Raw genomic sequence first — 24,903 nt, 5'->3', positions numbered from 1 at the left:
GAACCTCAGTTCTTGCCGAACAGCTTCTGGATCTCGGCGAGATCCGCCTCGCTCGGAGCCTTCGCACCGCCCAGCCCGAAACCCGACCCGGTCGGGGCCGACGTGGCAGCGATTCCGGCGTTCTCCGCCGCCCTCTTCGCAGGGTTGCCCGATCGCGAGCCGCCGGACGACTTGCCCTTCTTGCCGCGCTTCGAGGAGGCGCCTGGCTTGCCGAGACCCGGCATCGCGCCCATTCCGGGAATGTTCGGCGTGCCGCCCCGAGCGACCGTCTTCATCATCTTCGCGGCCTGGTCGAAGCGCTGCACGAGCTGGTTGACGTCGGTGACGGTCATACCGGAACCGCGGGCGATACGAAGGCGACGCGATCCGTTGAGGACCTTCGGGTTGCGCCGCTCCCCGGGAGTCATCGACCTGATGATCGCCTCTGTGCGATCGATCTCGCGCTCGTCGAAGTCCTCGAGCTGCTGCTTCATCTGGCCCATGCCGGGGAGCATCCCCAGCATCTTCTTCATCGAGCCCATCTTCTTCATCTGCTGAAGCTGGTCGAGGAAGTCCTCGAGGGTGAACTGCTCGGTGGCGAGCTTCTCGGCCATCTTCATGGCCTCTTCCTCATCGAAGGCCTGCTGGGCCTGCTCGATGAGGGTCAGGATGTCACCGAGGTCGAGGATGCGGCTCGCCATGCGGTCGGGGTGGAACGGTTCGAGGTCTTCGAGGCGCTCGCCCGTCGACGCGAAGATGATGGGGCGGCCGGTGACCGATGCCACGGACAGCGCGGCACCGCCTCGGGCGTCGCCGTCGAGCTTCGACAGCACCACGCCGGTGAAGTCGACGCCCTCCTGGAAGGCCTTGGCGGTGTTGACGGCGTCCTGACCGATCATGGCGTCGATCACGAAGAGGACCTCGTCGGGATCGACCGCCTTGCGGATGTTCGCCGCCTGCTTCATGAGCTCGGCGTCGACGCCGAGGCGTCCGGCCGTGTCGATGATCACGACGTCGTGCTGCTGGCGGCGAGCGTACTCGACGCCGTCACGCGAGACCTTGACCGGGTCGCCGACGCCGTTGCCGGGCTCGGGCGCGTAGACGGTCGCGCCCGCCTGCTCGGCGACGACCTGGAGCTGATTGACCGCGTTGGGACGCTGGAGGTCGGCGGCGACGAGGAGGGGCGTGTGCCCCTCGCCCTCGAGCTGCTTCGCGAGCTTTCCGGCGAACGTGGTCTTTCCCGACCCCTGCAGACCGGCGAGCATGATCACGGTCGGTGCCGTCTTGGCGAACTGCAGTCGCCGCTGCTCGCCGCCGAGGATCTGGACGAGCTCCTCGTTGACGATCTGCACGACCTGCTGCGCCGGGTTCAGCGCCTTGTTGACCTCATCGCCGAGTGCGCGCTCGCGCACCTTCGCGGTGAAGTCCTTGACGACAGAGAGCGCGACGTCTGCGTCGAGCAGGGCGCGACGGATCTCACGGACGGTGCCGTCGACGTCGGCCGCAGTGAGCTTTCCCTTCGTGCGCAGGTTGCGGAAGGTCTCGGTGAGCCGATCGGAGAGCGTGCCAAAGGTTGCCATGGTGCTCTCGATTCTACGCGAGCGACGACTACACGCTCAGCGCGGCACGAACTTCCCGCCGACCCGGCGGTCTTCACTCCCTCGCGGCGGCCCAGGGGAGCCGGTGGATCGCTTCCACGGCGTCGACGAATCTGTCTCCCACCGATCCACGCCCGGCTCCGCTCTCCGCCCACGCGCGCACCGCAGCGAGCACGGCCGCCGCCCACGTCGCCGCGACGATGTCCGCCACGAGGGACGTGACTCCCGACCTCCGTGCGAGATCGGCGAGGGCGGCTGCGAGACGGGCCTGACGACGTGCGGCGTCCTGCTCGAGCTCGTCGTCGAGACCCATCGCCGACGAGTTCGTCATCGCCAGCGCCAGGCTGTCAGGGGCGAAATCTGCGACCAAGTGGCCGAGTATGCGTCTGACCTCGGCCCCGTCACGGTCCTCGCGAATCGTGACGAGATCGGAGACCGCGCGGTCGATGCGCTCGTCCAGGCCGGACCAGAGCACGTCGCTCTTCGACGCGAAGTAGTTGAAGAAGCTGGATCGGCTCACACCGGCGCGCTGCGTGATGTCGGCGACGGACGTCGCGTCGTAGCCGCGCTCGAGGAACAGTTCGCATGCGGCTTCCGCGAGCGTCTCGCGAGAAGAGGCCCTGGGGCGGCCCGCCCGGCCGTGAATGCTCATCCTCACACGGTACCGCGCGTCCTTCCTCGACCGATGGGGCGGAGCGGAGGAGTATTGTTGGACGCAATCCATCAAATGACTGAGAGCGACCACGAGAATGCTCGACATCCTGACTCCCGGCCTCGCGCCGGACTATGTGCCCTACAGCGAGGGGTGGGACCTGCAGCGACGCACCCATGCCGACGTCGTCGACGGCACTCGCCCGGACACGCTGATCCTGCTCGAGCACGAGGCGGTCTACACCGCCGGCAAGCGCACCGAGCCTCAGGAGCGGCCGCAAGACGGGACACCCGTGATCGACGTCGACCGCGGCGGCAAGATCACCTGGCACGGCCCGGGACAGCTCGTCGGCTACCCGATCGTGCGACTCCCCGAGCCCATGGACGTCGTCGCACACGTCCGCCGACTCGAGAGAATCCTCATCGACGTCCTCCGCCCGTTCGGGGTCGAGGGCTATCAGGTCGAAGGACGCAGCGGCGTGTGGGTTCGCCGCCCCCTCTCCGAGGACAAGGTCGCGGCGATCGGCGTACGCGTCCAGCAGGGCGTGACGATGCACGGGTTCGCGATCAACTGCGACAACAGCCTCTCGGGCTTCCGCGGCATCATCCCCTGCGGGATCACGGACGCGGGTGTGACGACCGTGAGCGAGGTCGTCGGAGCCGACATCTCCCCCGCCGACATCATCGATTCCGTGTCCGCCGCCTTCCTCGCCGACTACTCGACCGCCGACCACGCAGGAGTCCTCGCATGACCGCCGCACCCGAGGGACGCAAGCTCCTCCGCCTCGAGATCCGCAACGCCGAGACGCCCATCGAGCGCAAGCCCGAGTGGATCAAGACGAAAGCGAAGATGGGACCGGAGTACACCGCGCTCCACTCCCTGGTGAAGAGCGAGGACCTGCACACGGTCTGCCAGGAGGCCGGATGCCCCAACATCTTCGAGTGCTGGGAGGATCGCGAGGCCACCTTCCTGATCGGCGGCTCGCAGTGCACGAGGCGGTGCGACTTCTGCCAGATCGACACAGGCAAGCCCGACGCCTACGACACCGACGAGCCGCGCCGCGTCGCCGAGAGCGTGGTGAAGATGAACCTGCGCTACGCGACCGTCACGAGCGTCGCTCGCGACGACCTGCCCGACACGGGCGCCTGGCTCAACGCCGAGACGGTCCGCAAGATCCACGAGCTCAACCCGAACACCGGAGTCGAACTGCTCGCCAACGAGCACAACGCCGATCCCGCGTTCCTCGGTCAGATCTTCGATGCGCGGCCCGAGGTCTTCGCCCACAACGTCGAGACCGTTCCCCGCATCTTCAAGCGCATCCGCCCCGCGTTCCGCTACGAGCGGTCGCTCGACGTGATCAGCCAGGCGCGGAATGCCGGCCTCATCACGAAGTCGAATCTGATCCTCGGGATGGGCGAGGAGCCGGAGGAGGTCGTCCAGGCGCTGAACGATCTGCACGACGCCGGCTGCGACATCATCACCATCACGCAGTACCTGCGTCCTTCGCCACGCCATCTGCCGGTCTCGCGTTGGGTGAAGCCCGCCGAGTTCGTGGAGTTCAAGGAGGAGGCGGAGCGGATCGGCTTCCTCGGCGTGCTCGCAGGCCCGCTCGTGCGTTCGTCCTACCGTGCCGGTCGCCTGTGGGCGCAGTCCATGATCTCGAAGGGCCGCGAGATCCCGCCGCACCTGGCGCACATCGCCGAGAGCGCCGACCTGGGCTTCGCGCAGGCGGTCTGAGGCGGTCGCTCAGTCGGCGCTCATCACCGACTGGACGCTGCCGTCGGACCCGAGGTTGACGAGCAGGACGTCGTCGGTGGTGTCGGCGTCGAGCGCGTACTCGAGCACCGCGAAGGGCTCGGAACCGCCGTGCTCGTCGGCGAGGATCGTCATGCTCATCAGCTTGAGCGAGCGGATGATGTCCACAGCCGCATCGCCGCTGACATCGACCAGCACCTCTTCGAGATCCTCGCCGTACGCCTCCTGCTGCTGGAGGATGTACTCGGTCACCTCGCTGGTGCGGTCGTCGACCTCCGACAGCATTCCCCGACGGGCCGTGGCATCGACGTTCTCCAGTCCGGCGATCAGCGACGCGGCGATGTCGAGCGCATCCGCGGACACGTCGTCCTGGTCCGGAGCGGTGAGATCGACGGTGACGCTCTGGTCGCCGAGCTCGACGGTCTCCGACCAGAAGATCGAGCCGTCGGGCCCTGAGGACAGGAGTCCGAAGTAGTCGTGTTCGATCGCCATAACGCTATGAAACCAGCCTCGTGCTCGTGACGGTAGCCCTGTGTCAGCCGACCATCGACTGCACGAAGACATGGGGGGTGAATCCGGTGAGATCGTCGATGCCCTCGCCCTGACCCAGCAGCTTGACGGGGATCCCGGTGCGTTCCTGCACCGCCAGCACGAATCCGCCCTTGGCCGACCCGTCGAGCTTGGTGAGCACGAGGCCGGTGACCCCGGCGTGCTGGAGAAACGCCTCGGCCTGCATGACACCGTTCTGCCCGGTGGTGGCGTCGAGCACGAGGAGAACCTCGCTGATCGGCGCCTGCTTCTCGATGACGCGGCGGATCTTCGACAGCTCGTCCATCAGCCCGCCCTTCGTGTGCAGGCGGCCCGCGGTGTCGATGATCGCGATCTCGATCCCCTCCCGCTGCGCGTACTCGACAGTCTGATACGCGACGGATGCGGGGTCCTGCCCTTCCTGCTGGGGGCGGACGATCGCCGCTCCCCCGCGCTGGGCCCAGGTCGCGAGCTGGTCGACCGCCGCGGCGCGGAAGGTGTCCGCCGCCCCGACGACCACGCTGCGCTGGTACCCGCGGAGGAACTTCGTGAACTTGCCGATCGTCGTCGTCTTGCCCACGCCGTTCACGCCGACGACGAGCACGACCGCCGGACGCTCCGTGAGCGTGAGCGTGGTGTCGAACTTCGCGAAGTGCTCCTCGAGGGTCTCGCGAAGCATGCGCTGGAGATCCTGCGGATCGGTCGTGCGGTAGCGCTCGACCTTCTCCTTGAGCTCCTCGACCACGCGCTCGCTGATGTCGGGACCGAAGTCGGCCGTGATCAGCGCTGTCTCGAGGTCCTCCCAGGTCGTCTCATCGATCGTGGGCTTGACGAACATCCCGCGCAGAGCACGGGTGAGGGACCAGGACTTCTCCGCCATGAGTCCAGCCTACGGGTAGCATCCTGAGATGCCTCACGAACGGGTCTTCATCCACGGCTCCGGACGAGGTGGCGCCGAGGCATGGCCGGGGGCGGACGGCGAGTTCCTCCGCTTCGCGGACGGGTGCTCGATCACCGATCAGGTCCGTATGATCCGCGAGCGATGCGAGGGACGACGAGCGATGCTCTTCGCTCATTCGATCGGCGCGGTCCCCGCCGTGCTCGCCGCCGGCCGGCTCGATCTCGCAGGCCTCGTCCTCGTCGAGCCGGCGCTCTACGACATCGCGCGCGGCGACGCGGCGGTCGAGCGGCACATCGGGATCGTCACCGAAGCAAGGTCTCTGGCCGAATCCGGCGATCTGCGGGGTTTCTGGGCCATGCTTCGCCCGCTGATGTTCGGCGGACCTCTCGACGGCGATCTGCCGGACGACGAGCGAGCAGTGGCGCAGCGATGGGCCCGCGCGAATCTCCCGTGGGGCCACGGCGTGCGCGCCGCCATGGTCGACGACGTCGCGACCCTGATCGTCACCGGCGGCTGGAACGACGAGTACGAGGAGATCGCACGTGTCCTGCGCGGCCGCGGTGCGACGCACGAGGTCCTGCGCGGGTACGGTCATCGGCCGCAGGATTCGTCTCGCTTCGACGATGTCGTCGGCGCATTCGTCGCGACCCTCCCGCTCTCGTGAGCCGCGGCCTGCGGGCCTCGGATCCTCGGTCAGCGCGCTGCGGCTGCTCTGTCGCCCACGCGCTGCCCCACCACGGCTGAGACGCCGTCCTGACGCATCGAGACACCGTACAGAGCATCCGCGATCTCCATAGTGCGCTTCTGGTGCGTGATGACCAGGAGCTGAGAGCTCTCGCGGAGCTGTTCGAAGACGGTCAGCAGTCGCCCCAGGTTGGCGTCGTCGAGCGCCGCCTCCACCTCGTCGAGGATGTAGAACGGGCTGGGTCGAGCTTTGAAGATCGCGACGAGAAGGGCGACGGCCGCGAGGGAGCGCTCTCCGCCCGAGAGCAGAGAGAGCCTCTCGATCTTCTTCCCCACCGGACGCACCGAGACTTCGATGCCGGTGGTGAGCATGTTCTCGGGATCCGTGAGCGAGATGCTCCCTGACCCGCCGGGGAACAACAGCGGGAAGACCTCGCCGAATGCCACCCGCGTGTCCTCGAACGCACTGGCGAAGATCGTCTGCATGCGCTCGTCGAGGTCGGCGATGATCGTCAGGAGGTCCTGCCGGGTCTGGGTGAGATCGGTCAGCTGTTCGGTCAGGAAGGCGTGCCGCTGCTCGAGCGCGGCGAACTCCTCGAGCGCGAGCGGGTTGACCCGGCCCAGTTGCGCGAGTTTGCGCTCGGCATCCGCGAGTCGCCGTTGTTGGATTCGCCGGTCGAAGGGGATCGCGGTGTCGTCGGAATGCCCGTCTTCTGTCGGCGGTGCACCCGGATCGCGCGGAATCAGCTGGTCGGGTCCATATTCCGCAATGAGAATATCTTCATCGAGAGCGAGCTCCGATGCCACGCGCTCCAGGAGACTGTGCAGGTGCAGCTTCTTCTCGTGGATCTGCAGTTCGAGTCCGTGCACACTCTCCGTGAGCCCTGCGAGTCGCTCGCGCAACGAGGTCTCCTGAGCACGAAGCGCGGTCAGCTCGTGATTCTGAGCGGACCGTGCCGCTTCGGCCTCCGCCAGCGCGACCCGCGCCTCGGTGACCGAGCGATCGATCGAGTCGAGGATGCGCGGGAGCTCTTCCGCGACCCCGGCAGCCGCCTCGCGCTGACCGCGCCGGATCACCGCACGACGGGCCGCCTCCGCGGCGGCGTCGCGTTCCTGCTCCCGCTGGCGCTCGAGGCTCACGACCCGCGCCTGTGCTGCGCGCACACGTTCGCGCAGCGTCTCGATCTCGAGCCGCGCGCGGATCTCGTTCTCACGCGCCGACTCCAGTGCTTCGAGCAGACCGTCGCGTGCCGAGGCGTCGAGAACCGGTCGGGGTGCGGACACGGCAGCGTCGACCTCGGCTTTGGCCGCCTCGGCCTTCGCCTCCGCATCCGCCACCGCGGCCTGTGCCTGCGCCAGCCCTGTCTCGAGCCTCTCGCACTCTGCGACCGCCGACTCATGCGTCACGGTGACGCGGTTCACCTGCTCGGCGTGACTGGCCAGCGCGGCATCGTGCTCACGAAGAGCACGGAGCGCATCCTTCGCTTGCCGACGTGATGTCTCGACCGTCTCGTCCGCCTCCGCGCGGGCTTCGCGCAGCGAGTCGACGATCACCTGCACTTCGGCGAGCCGTTCGTCGGCCGCGTCGCGCTCGGCCGCGAGCTCGAGACGTGAGCGCTCACCGCCCGATCCGGTGCGCACCGTCTGCGCCGTGACGACATCGCCCGCGGTCGTGACGATCGTCGTCAGAACGTCACCGACCGCGTCGAGGGTCGCGCGCGCCGCTCGTGCCGTGTCGAGACCGTCCGCGATGAGCACGTGGGACAGGATTCCGAGCACACCCTCGGGGGCGGTCACGGTGTCGACGGCCGGGGTGACGCCATCGAGCGTCGGCAGCTCGACCGACGGACGGATGCCCTCGGCAACGACGAAGTCGACCACTCCGCGGTGATGCTCGGCGACGTCCGCCGCGAGAGCGAACGCATCCGAGGAGCGCTCGACGAGCACACCCTCGGCGAGCGGGCCCAGCACCGCGGCGATCGCGGCCTCAAAACCGGCTCTGACCTGCACGGAATCACCCACGAGTCCACGGATGCCTGTGCCGCCGCCCTTGACGATCTCGGCCGCACCCCCCGAGATCGCGAGTGCGCTGCCGAGAGCAGCCGACTTGGCCGTGAGCGCGTCGACCTCTCGCTCGGCAGCGTGCAGACGCTCCCGGAGCGTCTCCCGCTCGGCTTCCGCGGCAGAGGCCGCGCGCTGCGCACTGTCGTACGCGGCGGAGTGCTCCGCTGCCGTCCCCTCCGGCGCCTCCGCCTGGTCGATACCGTCGAGTGCCTCGGCCGCCTCGCGGCGCCGGTTGTTCGCCGCCTCCAGTGCGTTCTCCTGCCGCAGGACGGCGCCCCGCACCGCGGCGAGAGCAGACGCGGCGGCGTCCGCCGTCCCGCGAAGCGCGCTCAGACGCATGTCGTACGCAGACACCAGGGCGCTCTGCTCCGCGATGTCGACGTCGAGCGTGTCCAGCTCCGCGCGCGCGTGCACGACCTCGCGGCTCGCCACGGTCGCAGCATCCTGGGCGTCGCCGAGACCGGCCGAGATCTCGGTGATCTCGTCCTGCGCGTCGTCGATCGTGCTCTGCGTGACCGTCACCGCCGTGACCGCTGCATCGTCCTCCTCCGACCCCAGGAGAGCGAGGCGCTGGTTCGCGAGCGTGTACAGACCGCGCATGCGCTCCTGCACCTGCTCGAGACCGAAAGCCACCCCACGCGCCTGGTCGACGGCCACCGAGTTCTGGTCCTGCTCGAGGCGGGCGATGCTCGCACGCACGGCCTCGGCCTGGTCGCTCAGGACCAGCCGTTCGGTGTGGCGTTCCTGTTCGGTGCGCGTGTGATCGGCGAGAGCGGTGCGGAGTGCGACGACATCGTCGGCGAAGATGCGCGCCTTGGCATCGCGCACGACCGCGGCGATGGTCTGCGCCTCCCGAGCGATCTCCGCCTGGCGTCCCAGCGGCTTCAGCTGCCTGCGGATCTCGCCGGCGAGGTCGCTCAGGCGCGTGAGGTTCGTCTCCATCGCGTCGAGCTTGCGAAGGGTCTTCTCCTTGCGACGACGATGCTTCAGGATGCCGGCGGCCTCCTCGATGAAGCCACGACGATCCTCGGGCGACGCCTGAAGCACCGTGTCGAGACGTCCCTGCCCGACGATCACGTGCATCTCTCGACCGAGTCCCGAGTCGCTCAGCAGCTCCTGCACATCGAGCAGACGGCAGTTCTCGCCGTTGATCGCGTACTCGCTGGAGCCGTTTCGGAACAGCGTCCTGCTGATCGTGACCTCGGCGTAGTCGATCGGCAGGGCACCGTCGCTGTTGTCGATCGTGAGCTGGACCTCGGCGCGGCCGAGCGGACCGCGGGTCGAGGTGCCCGCGAAGATCACGTCCTCCATCTTGCCGCCGCGGAGCGTCTTCGCCCCCTGCTCGCCCATCACCCAGGCGAGAGCGTCGACGACGTTCGACTTGCCCGATCCGTTCGGACCGACGATGCAGGTCACTCCCGGTTCGAAGACGAAGCTGGTCGGCTGCGCGAAGGACTTGAACCCCTTGAGGGTCAGGCTCTTCAGATGCATGCGCGTGCCGCGCTTCCGGGGTGAATCACGCCCATACGCTACCGGAATCACGCGGTTTTCCCGGCATCCCGCGCGGGATCACGCCGAACCGCGGCAGGTCGCGACACGCCGATCCACGCCGTGCCTGCTTGACGGACACGCCCGGGTGTCGCTACCGTAACCTCCGGATCGCCACACGAAAGGAGGTTACCGATGATGATCACACTCACCGCACAGGCCACAGGCCTCGCCGCGCCATTCGCGCCGCGCACTGCGCACTCGGTAACCGCCGGCGTCCAGATCAGCACGCTCTCGTAGCACTGCTGTCCGGGGACTCCGCCGCACGCCGGCACCAGGTCTGAGACCTGCGATTACCGTCCTCCGCCGCGCACCTTCGCGCGCCACCCTCTGATCTGCAGTCAGATCACGGATCCCGCCGACCCGGCATCTGCGTCCTCGCGCCGTCGGGGTCTCGTCGGGCTTCGCGTCCCGTCATCCGTCATGGAGTCTGCTCCGACGGATGACAGGGACCTCTCGACCCCCTCCACACCACACATCTCGAAGGATCATCGTGAACACCACGCTGTACCGCAGCACCACCCATCCACCGGATACCGAGGACCAGCAGGTCCTCCACATCCCCGTACCCGACGACCTGCGGCGCCTCGCGCTCGCCGATCGTCTCTCGCTCCGAGTCGGCCTCTGGCTGCTCCAGCGCGCTCAGCGGCCTCGGCCGGCACGGCGCGCGTCGACCTTCTCGGTCGACCCGCTCCACCTGGAGAAACGAGAGCGTCCCGCCGCTGAGGCGCTCGCCCTGATGACGTTCGATCTGCAGCGACAGCTGCGCTGACCTGGAGACGACCATGAGCATCACCCTCATCGATGGTGCAACGCTGCATCCGCTCGTGCTGCCTGCGCGAGCGGATGCCGCGGACGCGGGAGAGTTCCGCGAACTCTCCCGCGTCCGCAACGAGGTCTACCGCGAACTCACCGGACGGACCGAGCAGGACCTCGCGCCCGAGGCCCTGCTGCCGCTCCTGCGCTCCCGCGCGGAGCGGACGACGGTCGTGTGGGCGGTTCGCGTCGACGGCGAGATGGTCGGTCGTACCGTCGTCGACATCCCGCACGAGGAGGGATCCCGCGTCGCCATCGCCGCGATCGAGATCCATCCGCGGGTCTGGGGTCGAGGGATCGGCACGGCGATCATGCCGCACATCGAGGCGGTCGCCCGCGAACACGGGCGCTCCGTGATCCAGAACTGGACCGAGCAGCAGGCGAGCTCCGGCTCCCGCCTCGACGCACGCACCGGATTCGGCAGCGTGCCGGATGACCACGTCGCACGGTTCCTCACGCGGCACGGATTCACCCTCGAGCAGGTCTACCGGGTGAGTCGGCTCGATCTGGACGTCGATGCGTGGGACCGCGCTCGCGACCTCCTCGACGACGCTCGACGGTTCTCCACCGAGTACCGCGTGCTGCAGTGGACCGTCCCGACCCCGGCGGAGCACCTCGACGGATACGCGTGGCTGAAGTCGCGGATGTCGACGGACGCGCCGTCCGCGGATCTCGAGACGGACGAGGAGTCCTGGGACGCCGCCCGAGTCACCGCCGCTGAGGAGCGCATCGCCGAGATGGCGCAGACGATGCAGGTGACCTTCGCGCAGCACATCGCGACGGGAGAGCTCGCGGCGTTCACCGAGCTCGGGATCGGTCCCGACCTGACAGCCACGACCCATCAGCACGACACGCTGGTTCTGAAGGAGCACCGGGGCAACCGGCTCGGACAGCTCGTGAAATGCGCGGCCCTCCTCGCCTGGGCGGAGGTCGCTCCGTCGTCGCGCGACGTCATCACCTACAACGCCGAGGAGAACCGGCCGATGCTCTCCATCAACGAGGCCCTGGGCTTCACCGCCATCGCCTACGAAGGCGCCTGGAAGAAGGAACTGTCATGACGACGATCGCCCTGACGATCACTCCCCTCATCGTCCCGACGTCGCTCGAGGACGACGAAGGTGCGGATTTCCGCGCGTACGGTGAGCTGAACCGCCTGATATGCGACGAAGCGGTCGGTCTGCCGGACATCGCACCGGATGCGGCACAGCTGCTGGCATCCTGGCGGGATCCCACCGACACGCTCTGCACCGGCTTCGTCGCGCGACACGGAGATGAGATCGTGGGCATGGTCACGATCGACTACCCGCAGGAGGAGGACGCTCAGGCGGCGGAGATCGATCTGATGGTCCCTGCCCGGCACTGGGGCCATGGCGTCGAGGATGCGCTGCTCTCGCTCGCCGAATCCGAAGCACGCGCGCACGGACGCTCCCTCGCGCAGACCTGGACGCTGCACCGACCGATCGACGCCGACCGCATGATCACGCCGAGGACGGGCTGGGGACGCATCCCTGCGACGCCTCTCTCCGATGTCCTGACGGCGCGCGGCTACGAGTTCGAGCAGGTGGAGCGCAACAGCGAGTTCGACCTGAGGTCCGATCCCGCGCCGGTCCGTGCTGCTCTCGAGGCCGCAGAGACGGCGGCCGGCCCCGACTATCGCACCCTGCAGTGGATGGCACCGACTCCGGCGGATCGCCGGGACGGCTATGCGGCGATCCTCGCGCGGCTGTCGACGGACGCGCCGAGCGGAGACATGGACTTCGTCGCAGAGGTCTGGGACGCCGACAGGGTCGTACGCCGGGAGAATCGGCTCACGGGTGCCGGACAGGCTCTCTCGATCGTCGCGGTCGAGCATGTGCCGACCGGTGCTCTCGTCGCGTACAACGAGCTGCTCGTCGGGGCCGACCGCGCGAGCGTCACCCACCAGCTCGGAACGCTCGTGTCGAGTGATCACCGCGGGCACCGCCTGGGAACCGTCGTCAAGTGCGCGAACCTCCTGCTGTGGCGGGACCTGATGTCCCTGTCCCCCGCGGTCTCGACGTTCAACGCTGAGGAGAACCGTCCGATGCTGGGCATCAACGAAGCGCTCGGCTTCGTCGCGGTCTCGTACGCGGGGGCCTGGCAGAAGCGTCTCTGAGAGATCATCCGATCGGTGTACCGGGCCGATGACGGATACACCGCCAGGCCGATGCACCGATCGGGGCCCCGCCGCGAGGCTGGAGACATGAACGCATCCGTGCTCGAAGCCCGACACCTCACCAAGTCCTACGGAACCACCCATGCACTCGCCGGGGTCGATCTGACGATCCTCCGCGGCGAGTCCGTGGCGATCATGGGCGCGTCAGGATCCGGCAAGACCACACTGCTGCACGTGCTCGCCGGGATCATCACGCCCGATTCCGGAACCGTCAGCTTCCAGCCATCCGGGGGGAGCCCGGTCGACGTCGCCGGGCTCGGGGAGTCCGCGCGGTCACGGCTCCGTCGCGAGAGGTTCGGGTTCGTCTTCCAGCAGGGTCTCCTGATCCCCGAGCTCACCGCGGTCGAGAACGTCGCTCTCGCCTCCATGATCACCGGAGTGAAGAGAGCGGATGCGGTCGCCCATGCCGCGTCGTGGCTCGCTGCGCTCGGACTCTCCGGAATGGAGGACCGCCGGATCGGAGAGCTGTCCGGCGGTCAGGCTCAGCGCGTCGCGATCGCCCGCGCGCAGGCGACCGGCGCCGACCTGGTGTTCGCCGACGAGCCGACCGGCGCGCTCGATTCGCAGACCTCGCACGAGGTCATGGACGCACTGCTGTGGTCGACGACGGGGCAGGGCCGCACGCTGCTCGTCGTCACCCACGACTCCGAGGTCGCCGCTCGATGCTCACGCACCGTGGCCGTCCGCGACGGTCGCATCGCCGGGACGGAGGTCGCCGCGTGAACGCTCGCACCCTCCTGCTGCTCTTCCGACCGGCAAAGGGGCAGAGCTCCGTCCTGGTGCTGCCCGTCGTGGCCTTCGCGATCGTCACCGCGCTCGTGCTGACGGTGGTCGGGGGCGCACAGTCGTTCTGGACCTGGACGGATCCCGAGGCTCCCCTCTACCAGGCTCTGGCAGCCATCGCGCTCGTGCTCCTCGTCGTGCCGCTCATGAACCTCGGCGGTGCCGCCGCCCGGCTTTCCGCACGACGTCGCGATGAGAGACTCTCCACTCTGCGGCTTCTGGGGGTCACTCCCCTCGGTGTGGGCGTCGCGACCGTCGTCGAATCCGTGTTGGTCGCGGCCGCGGGGGCACTCATCGGCGTGCTCGCACATCTGGCGATCTCCCCGCTGATCGGCATGATCCCCTTCCGCGGCAGTCCGCTCGGACTCGGCGCGGTGCTGATGCCGCCCCTCGTCGGTACGGGCGTGGTGGTCGCGGTGCTCCTTCTCGCCGCGGCCAGCGCCGCACTCGGCCTCAGACGAGTGGTCATCTCGCCCCTCGGCGTCCGTCTTCGCGCCACCGCCTCGCCCGCGCACTGGCTCCGCGTCGTGGTCGGGGTGGCGGTCCTCGCGGGCATCTTCGTGATGATCAAGATCTTCCCTGCGGTGGCCGACCTCACCGTGACGATCGTGGTCCTCGCCGTCCTCTTCGCCGTCGCCCTCGCCGTCGTGAACGTCATCGGCCCCTGGGTGCTCAGAGTCGGAGCATCACTGCACCTCCGCCGCGCCGAGACGCCGTCCGGCCTGCTCGCGGCGCGGATCGTCCTCGACTCGCCCCAGGCGGCATGGCGTCAGGTCAGCGGTGTCGCGATGACCAGCTTCATCGCGGTGTTCGCGGGCACGGGAGTGTCCCTTCTGAACGTCATGTCCAGCGCGGACCTGAACGCGGCCGACGCCGCACTCGCGGCCGACATCCGCACCGGTCTCATCATCACGCTGGTGGCGTCCTTCCTCATGGTCGCGGCGTCCGTCGGTGTGAACCAGGCGGCCTCCGTCCTCGATCAGCGAGAGCTGCACACGAGCCTGCACCGGCTGGGGATGCCGATGGAGACGGTGCACAGCGCACGCCAGCGAGCCGTCATGTCGCCTCTGCTCGCCGTGTCGATCGGCTCCGCCCTCTGCGCGGGAATCCTCGTGTTCCCGCTTCTCGGAATGGCGCTGATCACGGCACCGGCGTCGCTGCTCACGATCGGGATCGTGCTGGTCCTCGGAATCGGCATCGTCTGGGTGAGCACCCAGACGACCAGGCCGCTGCTGGCTCGAGCCTTCCAGGAGGCCTGAGGCGAATCAGCGACGCCGCTGGCACCGCGGGCAGTAGTGGCTCGAGCGATTCATGAACGCCTCACGGCGGATCAGTCCGCCGCAGCGGGGGCAGGGCTGGCCCCCGCGCCCGTAGGCATTGAGGGAAAGCGCGAAGTAGCCGGCCTGGCCGTTGACGTTCACGTACTGCGCATCGAAGCTGGTGCCGCCCTCGGCCAGGGCTTTGGCGAGGACCGATCGAACCTCGGCGAGGAGTCTCGACACCGCGGGTGTCGAGAGGGAGCTCGCCGAGGTCTCGGGGTGAATGCGGGCCGCCCAGAGAGACTCGTCCGCGTAGATGTTGCCCACCCCGCTGATCACCTGCTGGTCGAGCAGCACCCTCTTGATCGCGCTTCTCCGGCTGCGCAGCGTCTGGCGGAACCGAGCGTCATCGAAGAGCGGGTCGAGCGGATCCCTGGCGATGTGCACGACCTGGGTCGGGACGGATGAGGGGCCGTCGCTCACGAGGCGGTCCACGGCGAGCGACCCGAAGGTGCGCTGGTCGGCGAAGACGACAGCGAGCTCGCCGTGCTGCGGATGCTCGAGGTGGATGCGGATGCGCTCATGTCGTTCCGCTGCGGCATCCGGACGACGGAGCAGCATCTGCCCGCTCATGCCGAGGTGTGCGATGAGCGCGGAGTCGTCGGCATCCAGCGGCAGCCACAGGAACTTGCCACGACGCGCGGCATCCGTGAATCTGCGGCCCTCGAGCCTGCCGACGAAATCCGCTGCGCCCGCCGCGTGCCGGGTGAGGGCGCGCTCGTCGAACACGCTGACGCCGGTGATCAGCGAGCCGGTCGTCGCCGGAGCGAGCCCGGCCCGCACGACCTCGACTTCGGGGAGCTCAGGCACGTTCGTCGAGGAAGCGCCACGCGCTGAGCGCGGCTGCCATCTCGGCCGTCTTCTTGCTGCTGCCCTTGCCGGTCATCGCAAGATCCCCGACCACCACCGTGGCGGTGAAACGCCGATCATGATCGGGGCCGCTGGCCTCGACCGAGTACTGGGGCGGCGTGGACCCCTGACGGGCGGCCAGCTCCTGCAGACTCGTCTTCGGATCCATCGCGGCGCCGTAGCGCTCGGGATCGGCGAGCAGCGGCGCCGTCAGTCGGAGGACCAGTTCGGTCGCAGCCTCGGGCCCCGCGGACAGGTAGGTGGCGCCGATCACGGCTTCCATCGTGTCTGCGAGGATCGAGTCCTTGTCGCGGCCCCCGGTCTGCTCTTCGCCACGACCGAGACGCAGATGGCTCCCGAGGTCGATGCCTCGGGCGACCTCTGCGAGAGCCACGGTCGACACGACGCTCGCACGCCGCTTCGCCAGCGATCCCTCGTCGAGTTCGGGGTGGGTCGTGAACAGCATCACGGTGACCGCCTGCCCGAGGACCGAGTCCCCGAGGAACTCGAGTCGCTCGTTGTGCGGGATCGCACCGTGCTCGTACGCGTACGAGCGATGCGTGAGCGCCAACTCCAGAAGCTCCGCGTCGATATCGACGCGGAGCTTCTCAGGGAGAGGTCTCGTCGTTCCGTCGACCTCTGTCACAACCTTGATGTCGCGACTCAGACGTCGGCGACCTTGCGGCCCTTGTACTCGAGGAACAGCTCGGTGCCCTGCGAGTCGGTGACGACCTTCGCCTGGTGCGGGCGGCTGTAGACGACCTTGCCGTTCTCGATGGTCTTGACGAGCGCGGGGGCTTCGGCCTTCCACTGCGCGCGGCGCGAGCGGGTGTTCGAACGGGAGACCTTGCGCTTCGGGGGGTTACCAGCCATGACTAGCTCTCTTCTTTCTCGGCGGCGCGGCTCTCTGCCTCGCCGTCTTGGTCTGTGATCTTCTGGAGCGCGCTCCACCGAGGATCGATGGGAGCGGCCTGCTCCGTTCCGGTGCTCTCGGTCAGTCGCTCGCCCGTAATCGGGTCGAGCCCGAGGCAATCCGGCTGACACACCGGCTGAAATGGAAGCGACAATACGGCCGCATCCCTGACAAGAGTTTCAAGATCCACGTGGTCGTCTTGAACCTCGAAGTCAGTTTCTTCCTCACCAGGATACGCGAAAAGCTCCTGGAACTCGACTTCGACGGGCCGAGCGATGTCGATGAGGCATCTGCCGCACACACCCGAGTACTCGGCATCGACTGTTCCGGACACCAGGATGCCTTCGTGGACCGACTCCAGACGCACGTCGAAATCGAGCTCGGAACCTGCTTCGTAGGACACGATGCCCTCGCCCCAGGCCTCGGGCAGCGTCACCGTGAAGTCATGCTCGCGCATCTCCCCCGGCTTGCGGACGATGTCGCGGACGGGGAGGACGAAAGGGCCATTGAGTCGGGAACGCACCACGCAATGGTATCGGCTTCGTGGCCTCCGCGGCTGGTTCCGAGCTGAGCGGACCCGGTCGTGCGCCGCTCAGATGCCGCGGGATCCCGTGTCGAGGAATGCCGCGACCGCCGGGGGCACGAACGGCGACACGTCTCCGCCGAGTCCGGCCACCTGCCGCACCAGGGAGCTCGACACCAGCGCGTGAGCCGGGTCGGGCAGCAGGAACACGGTCTCGATGTCGGCGAGGTGACGGTTCACGATGGCCATGGGCGATTCATACGCGACATCGATCTGCGATCGGATGCCCTTGACCAGCACTCCGGCGCCCACATCGCGTGCGTAGTCCACGAGAAGGCCCATGCTCCACGACCCGATGATGACGTTGCCGTCCATGCCCTCGTCGGCGATCGACTGCTCGAGCAGGGACATCCGCTGCGCGATGGGAAGCATCGCCTCCTTGCCGGGGTTGTGCACGACGAGCACGTGAAGCTCGTCGTACAGTGTGGCCGCGCGACGGATCACGTCGAGGTGACCCAGGGTCGGCGGATCGAACGATCCCGGGACGACGGCGATCCGACTGCTCATGGGACCAGCCTAAAGCACACCCCGGCCGCGTCAGTTCTTGGCGAGCGCAGCGCGATCCTCGTCGCTGACGCGCCGCACGATCGCGGACTTCAGCCCAGGGTTCGCCTCGAGGTCCGGGTCGTCGGCGAGAATGACCTCCGCGAGTTCACGGGCTTTGACGATGAGCCGCGAGTCCTTGACCACGCGGAGCAGCTTGAGTGACGAGCGCACCCCGGCCTGCGCGGCCCCGAGCACGTCTCCCTCGCCGCGGAGTTCGAGATCGACCTCCGCCAGCGCGAACCCGTCGAGTGTCGCGGCGACGGCGTCGACGCGTTCGCGAGCGACGGAGCCCTCTTCGGCCTCGGTCACGAGAAGACAGAGGCCGGGGACTCCTCCTCGCCCGACACGACCACGCAGCTGATGAAGCTGCGACACTCCGAAGCGGTCGGCATCGAGGACGATCATGGTCGACGCGTTGGGCACGTCGACGCCGACCTCGATCACGGTCGTCGCGAGCAGGAGATCGATCTCGCCACGCGCGAAGGCCTGCATGACCGCGTCCTTCTCATCAGACGGCATACGTCCGTGCAACACCGCGCGACGCAGGGTTCCGAGTCTCGGATGCGTCGCCAGCGCCTCGTCGAGCTGCACGACCCCCCAGCGCGGGCCCGAGGCTCCCTCGGGCTGAGGCGCCAGCTGCTCCCCCGCTTCGGCGGTCTTCTTCGTCGTGTCGATCGCCGCGCACACGGCGAAGACCTGTCGGCCCTGAGCGATCTCCTCTGCGGCGCGCTCCCACACCCTGTTGAACCAGCGCGGATGCTCGGCGAGGGGCGCCACGAACGATTCGATTCCCGCACGTCCCTTCGGCATGGTGCGGATCACCGAGGTGTCGAGGTCGCCGAAGACCGTCATGGCCACGGTCCGCGGGATCGGGGTGGCCGTGAGCACCAGCGCATGCGGGCTCGATCCCTTAGCACGAAGGGCCTCACGCTGCTCGACACCGAACCGGTGCTGTTCGTCGACGACGACGAGCCCGAGATCTGCGAACGTCGTCTTCTCGCCCAGCAGCGCGTGGGTGCCGACCACGATGAGCGCCTGCCCGGATGCGACGCGGAGTGCGGCCTTCCGGCGCTCGGCTGCCGGCATCTGGCCCGTCAGCAGCGTCGGCATCACGAGAGGTGCGAGCTGAGGACCGAGCATCTTCGTGATCGAGCGCAGGTGCTGACCGGCGAGGACCTCGGTCGGGGCGATGAGAGCCGCCTGCCCACCCGACTCGGCGACCTGGAGCATCGCCCTGAGCGCGACGAGGGTCTTGCCGGAGCCGACCTCGCCCTGCACCAGGCGGTTCATCGGCCAGGAACCGACCAGATCGGCGGCGACCTGATCTCCCACCGTCTGCTGGTCGGGGGTCAACGAGTAGGGCAGCGAGGCGTCGAAGCGCTCGAGGAGGCCACCCGGCTTCGCGGGGCGGGCCGTCGCCGCGAGCGACCGCACCGCATCGCGCTGCTGCAGCAGCGCGGTCTGCAGAGTCAGCGCCTCGTGCATGCGCAGCGTGCGCACCGCAGGATCGATGTCGTTGCGGGTCTTCGGACGGTGGATCTGCTCGAGCGCCTCCCTCGCCGTGAGGAGCTCCTCGCGGGCGCGCACGTCGGCGGAGAGCGGCTCGGGTACCTCGTCGACCGCGTCCAGAACCCGCCCCACGAACTTCGCGATCTGCCACGTCTGCAGGCTCGCGGTCGCGGGATAGATCGGGATCAGGACGGCAGCGCGCGCGTCGGCCCGGCGGCGCGCCGCATCCTCGTCGTCGAAGAGCTCGTACTCGGGGTGCGCGAACTGCGTGACGCCGTTGAACTCGCCGACCTTGCCCGAGAAGACTCCTCGCCGACCGACAGCGAGCTCTTCGGACCGCCATTTCGCCGCGCCCAGGTTCTTGGCGAAGAACGTGAGCGACATCTTGCCGATGCCGTCGCCGATGACGACGTCCGCCATCGCGCCACGCCTGTTGCGCATCGCGCGGGCACTCGACGAGAGGACCTCGGCGACGATCGTGACGGTCTCGCCGAGAGGGAGCTCGCGGATCGGGGTCAGCTCACCGGGGTCCGCGTAGCGCCGTGGATAATGCGACAGCAGATCGCCGACCGATGTCATCCCGAACGCACGGTCGAGGGTCTTCGCCGGGGTGGCACCGAGAGCCTCCTCCAGCGAGGAATCGAGCGTGAGCGACATGCTCCGAGTCTAGGAGGCGGCACCGACAACCGATGTCCCGGGGCTGTCGTATCGTGAACGGGTGACGAGGATCATCGCCGGAAAGGCACGGGGCGCCCGATTGGGTGTGCCCCCCGCGGGAACCAGACCGACGAGCGACAGGGTCAGGGAGTCGCTCTTCGGCGCTCTCGATTCGATCGACGCCTTCGCCGGAGCTCGTGTGCTCGACCTGTATGCCGGTTCCGGTGCGCTGGGACTCGAGTCACTCAGTCGCGGTGCCTCGTCGGCGGATCTCGTGGAGCAGGGACGCCCCGCGGCAGCCGTCGTGCGCCGGAACGCGGCGCTCGTCGCCGCAGCCGGCGATCTGCCGACCGCCCGCGTGCACGAGACCTCCGTCCGCTCGTTCCTGCAGCGGGCCTCCGGCCCGTTCGATCTGGTGTTCTCCGACCCGCCGTACGACCTCGCCGACGAGGCGATGACGGCCGACCTCACCGCGCTCGCTCCTCTGCTGTCGCCCGACGCCCTCGTGGTCATCGAACGCGCGCGCCGGTCGACGCCGCCCGAGCTCGCCGCCGCCGGTCTCGAACTCGTCCGGGAGAAGACGTACGGCGACACCACGCTGTGGTGGGCGGAGCCCTCGACACCTCAGCCCGAGGCGGAGTCCCAGTCTCGATAGGGGTCCCAGCCTGTGACGTCGGCGGGAGCGCCGTCGACCAGCAGCCCCTCCTCACCGCGAGCGAGCACTGATCCGATGATCCGGAATCCCGGCGGGAGGACGCCGTGAGGGAAGGTCGCGAGGAGAGCGTGGTCCTCGCCTCCGGCCAGAGCACGCCGCGCATCGCGTCCGAGGGCCGAACCGTCGAGCGAGATCGTCACCTCGGACGCTGCGGCGAGACGCCGTGCATCGAGAGCGAGACCATCGGAGACGTCCATCATCGCGGTCGCGCCGGCCATCGCGGCGACGGGACCGAGACCGATGGGGGGCGAAGGGCGGAGCTGAGCCGCGAGAGCCGCCCTCTCCCCCTCACCGAGCCGAGCGACGTCGACCGGCACCGGAACCTCGCCGTCGCGGAATCGTCCGAACAGCACGGCGAGTCCGAGCGCTGCGTGGCCCAGCTCCCCCGCCACGGCGACGACATCGCCCACCCGGGCGCCCGTCCGGGTGACCGGCGGCCGTCCCTCGAGGTCACCCAGCGCGGTCACGGCGACGGTCAGGACGTCGGACACGGTCAGATCCCCGCCGACGACGGCGCACCCGGGAGCGAGCGACTGGCAGGCTTCGCGGAGGCCGTCGGCGAGCCGCTCGACGAACGACAGCCGCAGGTCTCGCGGCACCGCCAGAGCGACGAGGAGAGCCGTGGGACGGCCCCCCATCGCGGCGATGTCGGCGAGATTCACCGCCGCGGACTTCCAGCCCAGGTCATAGCCGCTCGACCATGCGAGGCGGAAGTCCGGACCGTGCACGAGCGTGTCCGTCGTCGCGATGACGCTGCCGGACGGCGCGGCGATCACGGCAGCATCGTCACCGGGGCCGAGGAGGGTGTGCGAGGCAGGTGCGGTCCGGGCGAGGATCGCCCGGAGGATCTCTCCTTCGGAGAGGTCTCCCAGGCGCGGATCATCGTCGTCGGGTCGGGAGGGCATGCAGTCAAAGGTAGCCTGGATGCATGCCCCGTTTCCGCCGTCTCACCGTCGTCGCCGGCGGACTGGCACTCGTCGCGGCGCTCTCCGGGTGCTCGACCACTGTCCACCTCGAGCCCGCCTCCCACGCCAACGATCCCGCGTGCGCCGAGGTCTCCGTCCTGCTCCCCGATGCGGTCGGCGAACTGGATCGCGTCTGGACCGACGCCCAGGCGACGGGAGCATGGGGCGACCCGACCGTCGTCCTCCGATGCGGAGTCGAGCCTCCTGCGCCCTCCACCGAGGTCTGCACGACGATCGGCAGCGTCGACTGGCTCGTGCTCGACCAGGAGGAGGAGCGGCAGCGACTCGTGACCTACGGCCGCGATCCCGCCATCGAGGTCATCATCCGCCGCGGTGAGTCGCTCGACTTCCGTACCGTGATCGAGAGCCTCTCGACGAGCATCCAGTCGGGGCTCGCGCCCGCCACCGCCCGATGCACGGACCGCGTTCCCACCACCGACGACTCCGCGGCGGGCTGAGCGCCCGCCGCGATCGCGGTCAGCGCCGCAGCCCCGCCTCGATCAGCTCGGAGATCAGGTCGCCGTAGCTGAGCCCCGAGGCCACCCAGCACTTGGGGAACATCGAGATCGGCGTGAAGCCCGGCATGGTGTTCAGCTCGTTCACGACGAGTTCGCCTGCCGTGGTGAGGAACATGTCGACCCTGGCCAGCCCGCGTCCGTCGACCGCTTCGAACGCGTGGACCGCCGCCTCCTGGATCGCAGCGATCTCGCCGTCGGAGAGCTCCGCGGGGCAGACGACGTCGACGCCGTCACCGCCGAGGTACTTGCCCTCGAAGTCGTAGAATCCGCGCGAGGTGAGCACGATCTCCCCCGGCAGCGAGGCGCGGATTCCCTCGCTCCCCTCGAGCACGGCCACCTCGATCTCGCGCCCCGAGACGCCCGTCTCGATGAGCACCTTGTCATCTTCGGCGAAGGCGACGGCGAGGGCGTCGTCGAGCTCCTCCGGTGACTCCACCTTGGAGACGCCCACGCTCGACCCGGCACGCGCAGGCTTCACGAACAGCGGCAGACCGAGGTCGGCGGCCGCACGGCGGACCGACTCGGGGTCCTGAGCCCACTGCCGTGCGCGAACGGTGACCCAGGGGGCCACGGCCAATCCGGCGGCCTGCAGCGCGATCTTCATGAAGTGCTTGTCCATGCAGAGCGCGGAGTCGAGCACACCACCGCCGGCGTACGGCACCTCGAGGGTGTCGAAGTACCCCTGAATCGTGCCATCCTCGCCGTGCGGACCGTGGAGAATCGGCAGCACGATGTCGATCTCGCCGAGGCCCTCAGTGGTGCCGTCGGATCGGACCACGCGAAGCGTGCGGTCTCCCCCGGGCTCGGGCCACAGGATGCGTGTGCCGTTGTCCGCGACCTCGGGCAGGTGGGCCGCATCGAGCGGGAACTTCGCCGGGTCGTCGTCCTCGAGGACGAAGGCCCCCTCCCGGGTGATCCCGACCGGGATCACGGAGTAGCGGTCGCGATCAATCGCGCCCAGCACCCCTCCCGCCGTTGCGGAACTGATCGAATGCTCGCTGGAGCGCCCGCCGAAGAGCACCACCACCGTCTGCTTGTCCATGGTTGGTCCTCTCACCCTGTGGGGTGTCGTCGTCCGTCGTCAGGTGGGGTGCGATGTCGCGCGGGTTCATCTTCCCGTCGAGCACCATCTTCACCTGTTCGACGATGGGCATGTGCACGTCGGACTCGCGAGCGAGCTGCAGCACCGGCGCGACGGACGCGAGTCCCTCGGCTGTCTGCTGCATCTGCTTCACGACGTCCTGGAAGCTGTATCCCTGGCCGAGCAGTCGCCCGGCCGTGTTGTTGCGGCTCAGCGGAGACTGACACGTGGCGATCAGGTCGCCGAGACCCGCCAGCCCCTGCAGCGTCTCGGGGTGCGCGCCGTTCGCGACGGCGAAGTCGGTCATCTCCACGAGGCCGCGGGTGATGATCGACGCCTTGGTGTTCTCGCCGTAGCCGACGCCGTCGACGATGCCGATCGCGACAGCGATCAGGTTCTTGAGCACGCCGCCGAACTCGGTGCCGATCACATCGGTGTTCACGAACGTGCGGAAGTAGCCGTTGCGTGCCGCTCGGGCGACCTCTTCAGCGGTCTCCCTGCTGCGCGACGAGATCACCGCAGCGGTCGGCTGCTCGCGAGCGATCTCGAGAGCGAGGTTCGGTCCGGATGCGACGGCGATGCGATCGGGATCGCACCGCAGCTCCTGCTCGATCACCTGGCTCATCCGCAGACCGGTCGATCTCTCGACGCCCTTCATCAGGCTGACGATCTTCGCGTCGCCGTCGCCGATCAGCGGCCGCAGCGCTTTGAGATTCTCGCGCAGCGACTGACTGGGAACCGAGAGGTAGACCTGATCGACGTCGCGCAGCGCGGTCGCGAGCTCGTGCGTCGCCGCCATGGTGCGCGGCAGGTTGATGCCGGGGAGGTATCGCGAGTTGCGCTTGGCCTCGTCGATCTCGTGCGCCAGCTCTGCGCGGCGGGCCCACATCGTGACCTGCGCTCCGCCGTCGGCGAGGATCTTCCCGAAGGTGGTTCCCCAGCTCCCGGCGCCGATCACGGCGACGCGGGGGCCCGAGACCACGGTTCGCTTAGGAGTCAAGGCGACCCGTCTCCCTCTGTCCGTGCGACGCCGGGTTCCATCGCTCCGCGGGCGCCTTCTCATCGCGCAGCTCTTCGAGCAGCGCGGTGATCGCGTTCATCAGACGGTTCGTGGCCTCGTTCAGCGCCGCGGCCTCGCCGGCGCGACCGTGGAGGTCGGAGACGTCGACGGGGTCACCGACGATGACGTCCACGCGCTTGCGCAGAGGCCAGAGGCTCAGACCCTTCTGGTAGCGCCCCATGATCTCCTGGGTGCCCCAGTGGGCCATCGGGATGAGCGGGATTCCGTCGGTCAATGCGAGCCGGACCGCTCCGGATTTGCCCCGCATCGGCCACATGTCGGGATCGCGGGTCAGCGTGCCCTCCGGGTACACGATCACGCCTCGGCCGTGCTCGACGAGCTCGGCGGACTGCTTCAGCGTCTGCTTCGCCGCCGACGCGGACGAGGAGCGAGCCACCGGGATCATCCCGGTCACACGCAGGATCGATCCCAGGACCGGCACGCGGAACAGACTCTCCTTGGCCATGAAACGCGGCGCACGGCCGATACGCCAGACGGCGACCGCGACGATCAGCGGATCGAACTCCGAATAGTGGTTCGGAGCCAGTACATAGGCGCCCTCGCGCGGCAGCTTCTCGCTGCCCGTGATGCGGATCTTCGCCAGGAGCGAGACCAGGGGCAGCACGATCGCCGCGATCGGCCAGAACAGGCTGGGCCGCGTGGTCTCCGCAGACCGGGAACCCATC

Annotated in this window: 25 protein-coding genes; 10 read left to right on the top strand and 15 right to left on the bottom strand. The window is 68.6% G+C overall.

Annotated elements, in window-relative coordinates:
- Positions 1–5: 5 nt before the first annotated feature.
- Together ffh and HWD99_RS04800 are read right to left on the bottom strand one after the other, a co-directional pair.
- Entirely contained in the window at positions 6–1,559 is a 1,554-nt protein-coding gene (gene ffh / locus HWD99_RS04805; protein ID WP_241795104.1) for a signal recognition particle protein, read from the bottom strand.
- 73 nt (positions 1,560–1,632) lie between these two features.
- Positions 1,633–2,229: a TetR/AcrR family transcriptional regulator gene (locus HWD99_RS04800; protein WP_241795103.1), complete on the bottom strand. Its 597-nt coding sequence runs from the start codon at positions 2,227–2,229 to the stop codon at positions 1,633–1,635.
- Positions 2,230–2,308: 79 nt separating this feature from the next.
- Between HWD99_RS04800 and lipB the strand changes: the two genes are divergently transcribed.
- Both lipB and lipA read left to right on the top strand, forming a co-directional pair.
- The gene (lipB, locus tag HWD99_RS04795; protein WP_274618021.1) at positions 2,309–2,980 is read left to right on the top strand and encodes a lipoyl(octanoyl) transferase LipB; all 672 of its coding nucleotides are present in this window, start codon (positions 2,309–2,311) and stop codon (positions 2,978–2,980) included.
- Positions 2,977–3,966: a lipoyl synthase gene (gene lipA, locus HWD99_RS04790; RefSeq protein WP_241795101.1), complete on the top strand. Its 990-nt coding sequence runs from the start codon at positions 2,977–2,979 to the stop codon at positions 3,964–3,966. The genes lipB and lipA overlap by 4 nt, the downstream gene beginning before the upstream one ends.
- Positions 3,967–3,975: 9 nt before the next feature.
- Here lipA and HWD99_RS04785 read toward each other — a convergent pair whose 3' ends face one another.
- Together HWD99_RS04785 and ftsY are read right to left on the bottom strand one after the other, a co-directional pair.
- Positions 3,976–4,476 carry a DUF2004 domain-containing protein gene (locus tag HWD99_RS04785; RefSeq protein ID WP_241795100.1) on the bottom strand — a complete coding sequence of 167 codons (501 nt, stop codon included), beginning with the start codon at positions 4,474–4,476 and terminating at the stop codon, positions 3,976–3,978.
- Positions 4,477–4,519: 43 nt separating this feature from the next.
- Positions 4,520–5,392 carry a signal recognition particle-docking protein FtsY gene (gene ftsY, locus HWD99_RS04780; protein ID WP_241795099.1) on the bottom strand — a complete coding sequence of 291 codons (873 nt, stop codon included), beginning with the start codon at positions 5,390–5,392 and terminating at the stop codon, positions 4,520–4,522.
- A gap of 28 nt (positions 5,393–5,420) precedes the next feature.
- Here ftsY and HWD99_RS04775 point away from each other — a divergent pair, with 28 nt between their 5' ends.
- Positions 5,421–6,077, top strand: coding sequence for a hypothetical protein (locus HWD99_RS04775; RefSeq protein WP_241795098.1), 657 nt, complete (start codon positions 5,421–5,423; stop codon positions 6,075–6,077).
- 29 nt (positions 6,078–6,106) lie between these two features.
- Here HWD99_RS04775 and smc read toward each other — a convergent pair whose 3' ends face one another.
- Positions 6,107–9,652 carry a chromosome segregation protein SMC gene (gene smc, locus HWD99_RS04770; RefSeq protein WP_241795097.1) on the bottom strand — a complete coding sequence of 1,182 codons (3,546 nt, stop codon included), beginning with the start codon at positions 9,650–9,652 and terminating at the stop codon, positions 6,107–6,109.
- Between the two features lie 550 nt (positions 9,653–10,202).
- Between smc and HWD99_RS04765 the strand changes: the two genes are divergently transcribed.
- From HWD99_RS04765 to HWD99_RS04745, 5 genes are all read left to right on the top strand, one after another.
- On the top strand, positions 10,203–10,481 hold the full coding sequence (locus HWD99_RS04765; RefSeq protein WP_241795096.1) for a hypothetical protein: 279 nt from the start codon (positions 10,203–10,205) through the stop codon (positions 10,479–10,481).
- 13 nt (positions 10,482–10,494) lie between these two features.
- Entirely contained in the window at positions 10,495–11,583 is a 1,089-nt protein-coding gene (locus HWD99_RS04760) for a GNAT family N-acetyltransferase (RefSeq protein ID WP_241795095.1), read from the top strand.
- Positions 11,580–12,659, top strand: a complete 1,080-nt coding sequence (locus HWD99_RS04755; protein ID WP_241795094.1) for a GNAT family N-acetyltransferase — start codon at positions 11,580–11,582, stop codon at positions 12,657–12,659. Before HWD99_RS04760 ends, HWD99_RS04755 begins: the two co-directional genes overlap by 4 nt.
- Positions 12,660–12,746: 87 nt before the next feature.
- Positions 12,747–13,442, top strand: coding sequence for an ABC transporter ATP-binding protein (locus HWD99_RS04750; protein ID WP_241795093.1), 696 nt, complete (start codon positions 12,747–12,749; stop codon positions 13,440–13,442).
- Positions 13,439–14,761, top strand: a complete 1,323-nt coding sequence (locus HWD99_RS04745) for a permease (protein ID WP_241795092.1) — start codon at positions 13,439–13,441, stop codon at positions 14,759–14,761. Before HWD99_RS04750 ends, HWD99_RS04745 begins: the two co-directional genes overlap by 4 nt.
- 6 nt (positions 14,762–14,767) lie before the next feature.
- On the opposite strand, the gene mutM is transcribed toward HWD99_RS04745, so the two are convergent.
- From mutM to HWD99_RS04715, 6 genes are all read right to left on the bottom strand, one after another.
- Positions 14,768–15,631 carry a bifunctional DNA-formamidopyrimidine glycosylase/DNA-(apurinic or apyrimidinic site) lyase gene (gene mutM / locus HWD99_RS04740; protein ID WP_241795091.1) on the bottom strand — a complete coding sequence of 288 codons (864 nt, stop codon included), beginning with the start codon at positions 15,629–15,631 and terminating at the stop codon, positions 14,768–14,770.
- A complete protein-coding gene (gene rnc / locus HWD99_RS04735) occupies positions 15,624–16,316 on the bottom strand; it encodes a ribonuclease III (protein ID WP_241795090.1) in 693 nt (230 codons plus the stop codon). The genes mutM and rnc overlap by 8 nt, the downstream gene beginning before the upstream one ends.
- A gap of 17 nt (positions 16,317–16,333) precedes the next feature.
- Positions 16,334–16,543: a 50S ribosomal protein L32 gene (gene rpmF / locus HWD99_RS04730; RefSeq protein WP_013586329.1), complete on the bottom strand. Its 210-nt coding sequence runs from the start codon at positions 16,541–16,543 to the stop codon at positions 16,334–16,336.
- Positions 16,544–16,545: 2 nt separating this feature from the next.
- Positions 16,546–17,040, bottom strand: a complete 495-nt coding sequence (locus HWD99_RS04725) for a DUF177 domain-containing protein (RefSeq protein WP_241795434.1) — start codon at positions 17,038–17,040, stop codon at positions 16,546–16,548.
- Between the two features lie 135 nt (positions 17,041–17,175).
- Positions 17,176–17,673, bottom strand: a complete 498-nt coding sequence (gene coaD / locus HWD99_RS04720; RefSeq protein ID WP_241795089.1) for a pantetheine-phosphate adenylyltransferase — start codon at positions 17,671–17,673, stop codon at positions 17,176–17,178.
- Positions 17,674–17,703: 30 nt separating this feature from the next.
- Positions 17,704–19,878: an ATP-dependent DNA helicase RecG gene (locus HWD99_RS04715; protein WP_241795088.1), complete on the bottom strand. Its 2,175-nt coding sequence runs from the start codon at positions 19,876–19,878 to the stop codon at positions 17,704–17,706.
- A gap of 61 nt (positions 19,879–19,939) precedes the next feature.
- Between HWD99_RS04715 and rsmD the strand changes: the two genes are divergently transcribed.
- Positions 19,940–20,533 carry a 16S rRNA (guanine(966)-N(2))-methyltransferase RsmD gene (gene rsmD / locus HWD99_RS04710; RefSeq protein WP_241795087.1) on the top strand — a complete coding sequence of 198 codons (594 nt, stop codon included), beginning with the start codon at positions 19,940–19,942 and terminating at the stop codon, positions 20,531–20,533.
- On the opposite strand, the gene thiL is transcribed toward rsmD, so the two are convergent.
- Positions 20,503–21,498 carry a thiamine-phosphate kinase gene (gene thiL / locus HWD99_RS04705; protein ID WP_241795086.1) on the bottom strand — a complete coding sequence of 332 codons (996 nt, stop codon included), beginning with the start codon at positions 21,496–21,498 and terminating at the stop codon, positions 20,503–20,505. The two genes, rsmD and thiL, sit on opposite strands and share 31 nt — an antisense overlap.
- Before the next feature lie 23 nt (positions 21,499–21,521).
- Between thiL and HWD99_RS04700 the strand changes: the two genes are divergently transcribed.
- Positions 21,522–22,016 (top strand): DUF3515 family protein, encoded by a 495-nt coding sequence (locus HWD99_RS04700; RefSeq protein WP_241795085.1) that lies wholly within the window; start codon positions 21,522–21,524, stop codon positions 22,014–22,016.
- A 19-nt stretch (positions 22,017–22,035) separates the two neighbouring features.
- On the opposite strand, the gene HWD99_RS04695 is transcribed toward HWD99_RS04700, so the two are convergent.
- From HWD99_RS04695 to HWD99_RS04685, 3 genes are read right to left on the bottom strand one after another with little or no spacing between them, the layout of a single operon-like run.
- On the bottom strand, positions 22,036–23,118 hold the full coding sequence (locus HWD99_RS04695; protein WP_241795084.1) for a D-alanine--D-alanine ligase family protein: 1,083 nt from the start codon (positions 23,116–23,118) through the stop codon (positions 22,036–22,038).
- Positions 23,024–24,157, bottom strand: a complete 1,134-nt coding sequence (locus HWD99_RS04690; protein ID WP_241795083.1) for an NAD(P)H-dependent glycerol-3-phosphate dehydrogenase — start codon at positions 24,155–24,157, stop codon at positions 23,024–23,026. Before HWD99_RS04690 ends, HWD99_RS04695 begins: the two co-directional genes overlap by 95 nt.
- Positions 24,147–24,902: a 1-acyl-sn-glycerol-3-phosphate acyltransferase gene (locus tag HWD99_RS04685; RefSeq protein ID WP_241795082.1), complete on the bottom strand. Its 756-nt coding sequence runs from the start codon at positions 24,900–24,902 to the stop codon at positions 24,147–24,149. Before HWD99_RS04685 ends, HWD99_RS04690 begins: the two co-directional genes overlap by 11 nt.
- Position 24,903 lies beyond the last annotated feature (1 nt).

This window comes from Microbacterium sp. C5A9, from assembly GCF_022627955.1.
Taxonomy (GTDB): Bacteria; Actinomycetota; Actinomycetes; order Actinomycetales; family Microbacteriaceae; genus Microbacterium.
This window is presented reverse-complemented; position numbering and strand designations above follow the sequence as displayed.

Bases quoted from the DNA above. Each gene is read 5' to 3' on its own strand.
- ffh (WP_241795104.1), bottom strand. From the start codon at position 1,559: ATGGCAACCTTTGGCACGCTCTCCGATCGGCTCACCGAGACCTTCCGC.
- HWD99_RS04800 (WP_241795103.1), bottom strand. From the start codon at position 2,229: ATGAGCATTCACGGCCGGGCGGGCCGCCCCAGGGCCTCTTCTCGCGAG.
- lipA (WP_241795101.1), top strand. From the start codon at position 2,977: ATGACCGCCGCACCCGAGGGACGCAAGCTCCTCCGCCTCGAGATCCGC.
- HWD99_RS04785 (WP_241795100.1), bottom strand. From the start codon at position 4,476: ATGGCGATCGAACACGACTACTTCGGACTCCTGTCCTCAGGGCCCGAC.
- ftsY (WP_241795099.1), bottom strand. From the start codon at position 5,392: ATGGCGGAGAAGTCCTGGTCCCTCACCCGTGCTCTGCGCGGGATGTTC.
- HWD99_RS04775 (WP_241795098.1), top strand. From the start codon at position 5,421: ATGCCTCACGAACGGGTCTTCATCCACGGCTCCGGACGAGGTGGCGCC.
- smc (WP_241795097.1), bottom strand. From the start codon at position 9,652: ATGCATCTGAAGAGCCTGACCCTCAAGGGGTTCAAGTCCTTCGCGCAG.
- HWD99_RS04760 (WP_241795095.1), top strand. From the start codon at position 10,495: ATGAGCATCACCCTCATCGATGGTGCAACGCTGCATCCGCTCGTGCTG.
- HWD99_RS04755 (WP_241795094.1), top strand. From the start codon at position 11,580: ATGACGACGATCGCCCTGACGATCACTCCCCTCATCGTCCCGACGTCG.
- HWD99_RS04750 (WP_241795093.1), top strand. From the start codon at position 12,747: ATGAACGCATCCGTGCTCGAAGCCCGACACCTCACCAAGTCCTACGGA.
- rpmF (WP_013586329.1), bottom strand. From the start codon at position 16,543: ATGGCTGGTAACCCCCCGAAGCGCAAGGTCTCCCGTTCGAACACCCGC.
- HWD99_RS04725 (WP_241795434.1), bottom strand. From the start codon at position 17,040: ATGCGCGAGCATGACTTCACGGTGACGCTGCCCGAGGCCTGGGGCGAG.
- coaD (WP_241795089.1), bottom strand. From the start codon at position 17,673: ATGAGCAGTCGGATCGCCGTCGTCCCGGGATCGTTCGATCCGCCGACC.
- HWD99_RS04715 (WP_241795088.1), bottom strand. From the start codon at position 19,878: ATGTCGCTCACGCTCGATTCCTCGCTGGAGGAGGCTCTCGGTGCCACC.
- thiL (WP_241795086.1), bottom strand. From the start codon at position 21,498: ATGCCCTCCCGACCCGACGACGATGATCCGCGCCTGGGAGACCTCTCC.
- HWD99_RS04700 (WP_241795085.1), top strand. From the start codon at position 21,522: ATGCCCCGTTTCCGCCGTCTCACCGTCGTCGCCGGCGGACTGGCACTC.
- HWD99_RS04695 (WP_241795084.1), bottom strand. From the start codon at position 23,118: ATGGACAAGCAGACGGTGGTGGTGCTCTTCGGCGGGCGCTCCAGCGAG.
- HWD99_RS04685 (WP_241795082.1), bottom strand. From the start codon at position 24,902: ATGGGTTCCCGGTCTGCGGAGACCACGCGGCCCAGCCTGTTCTGGCCG.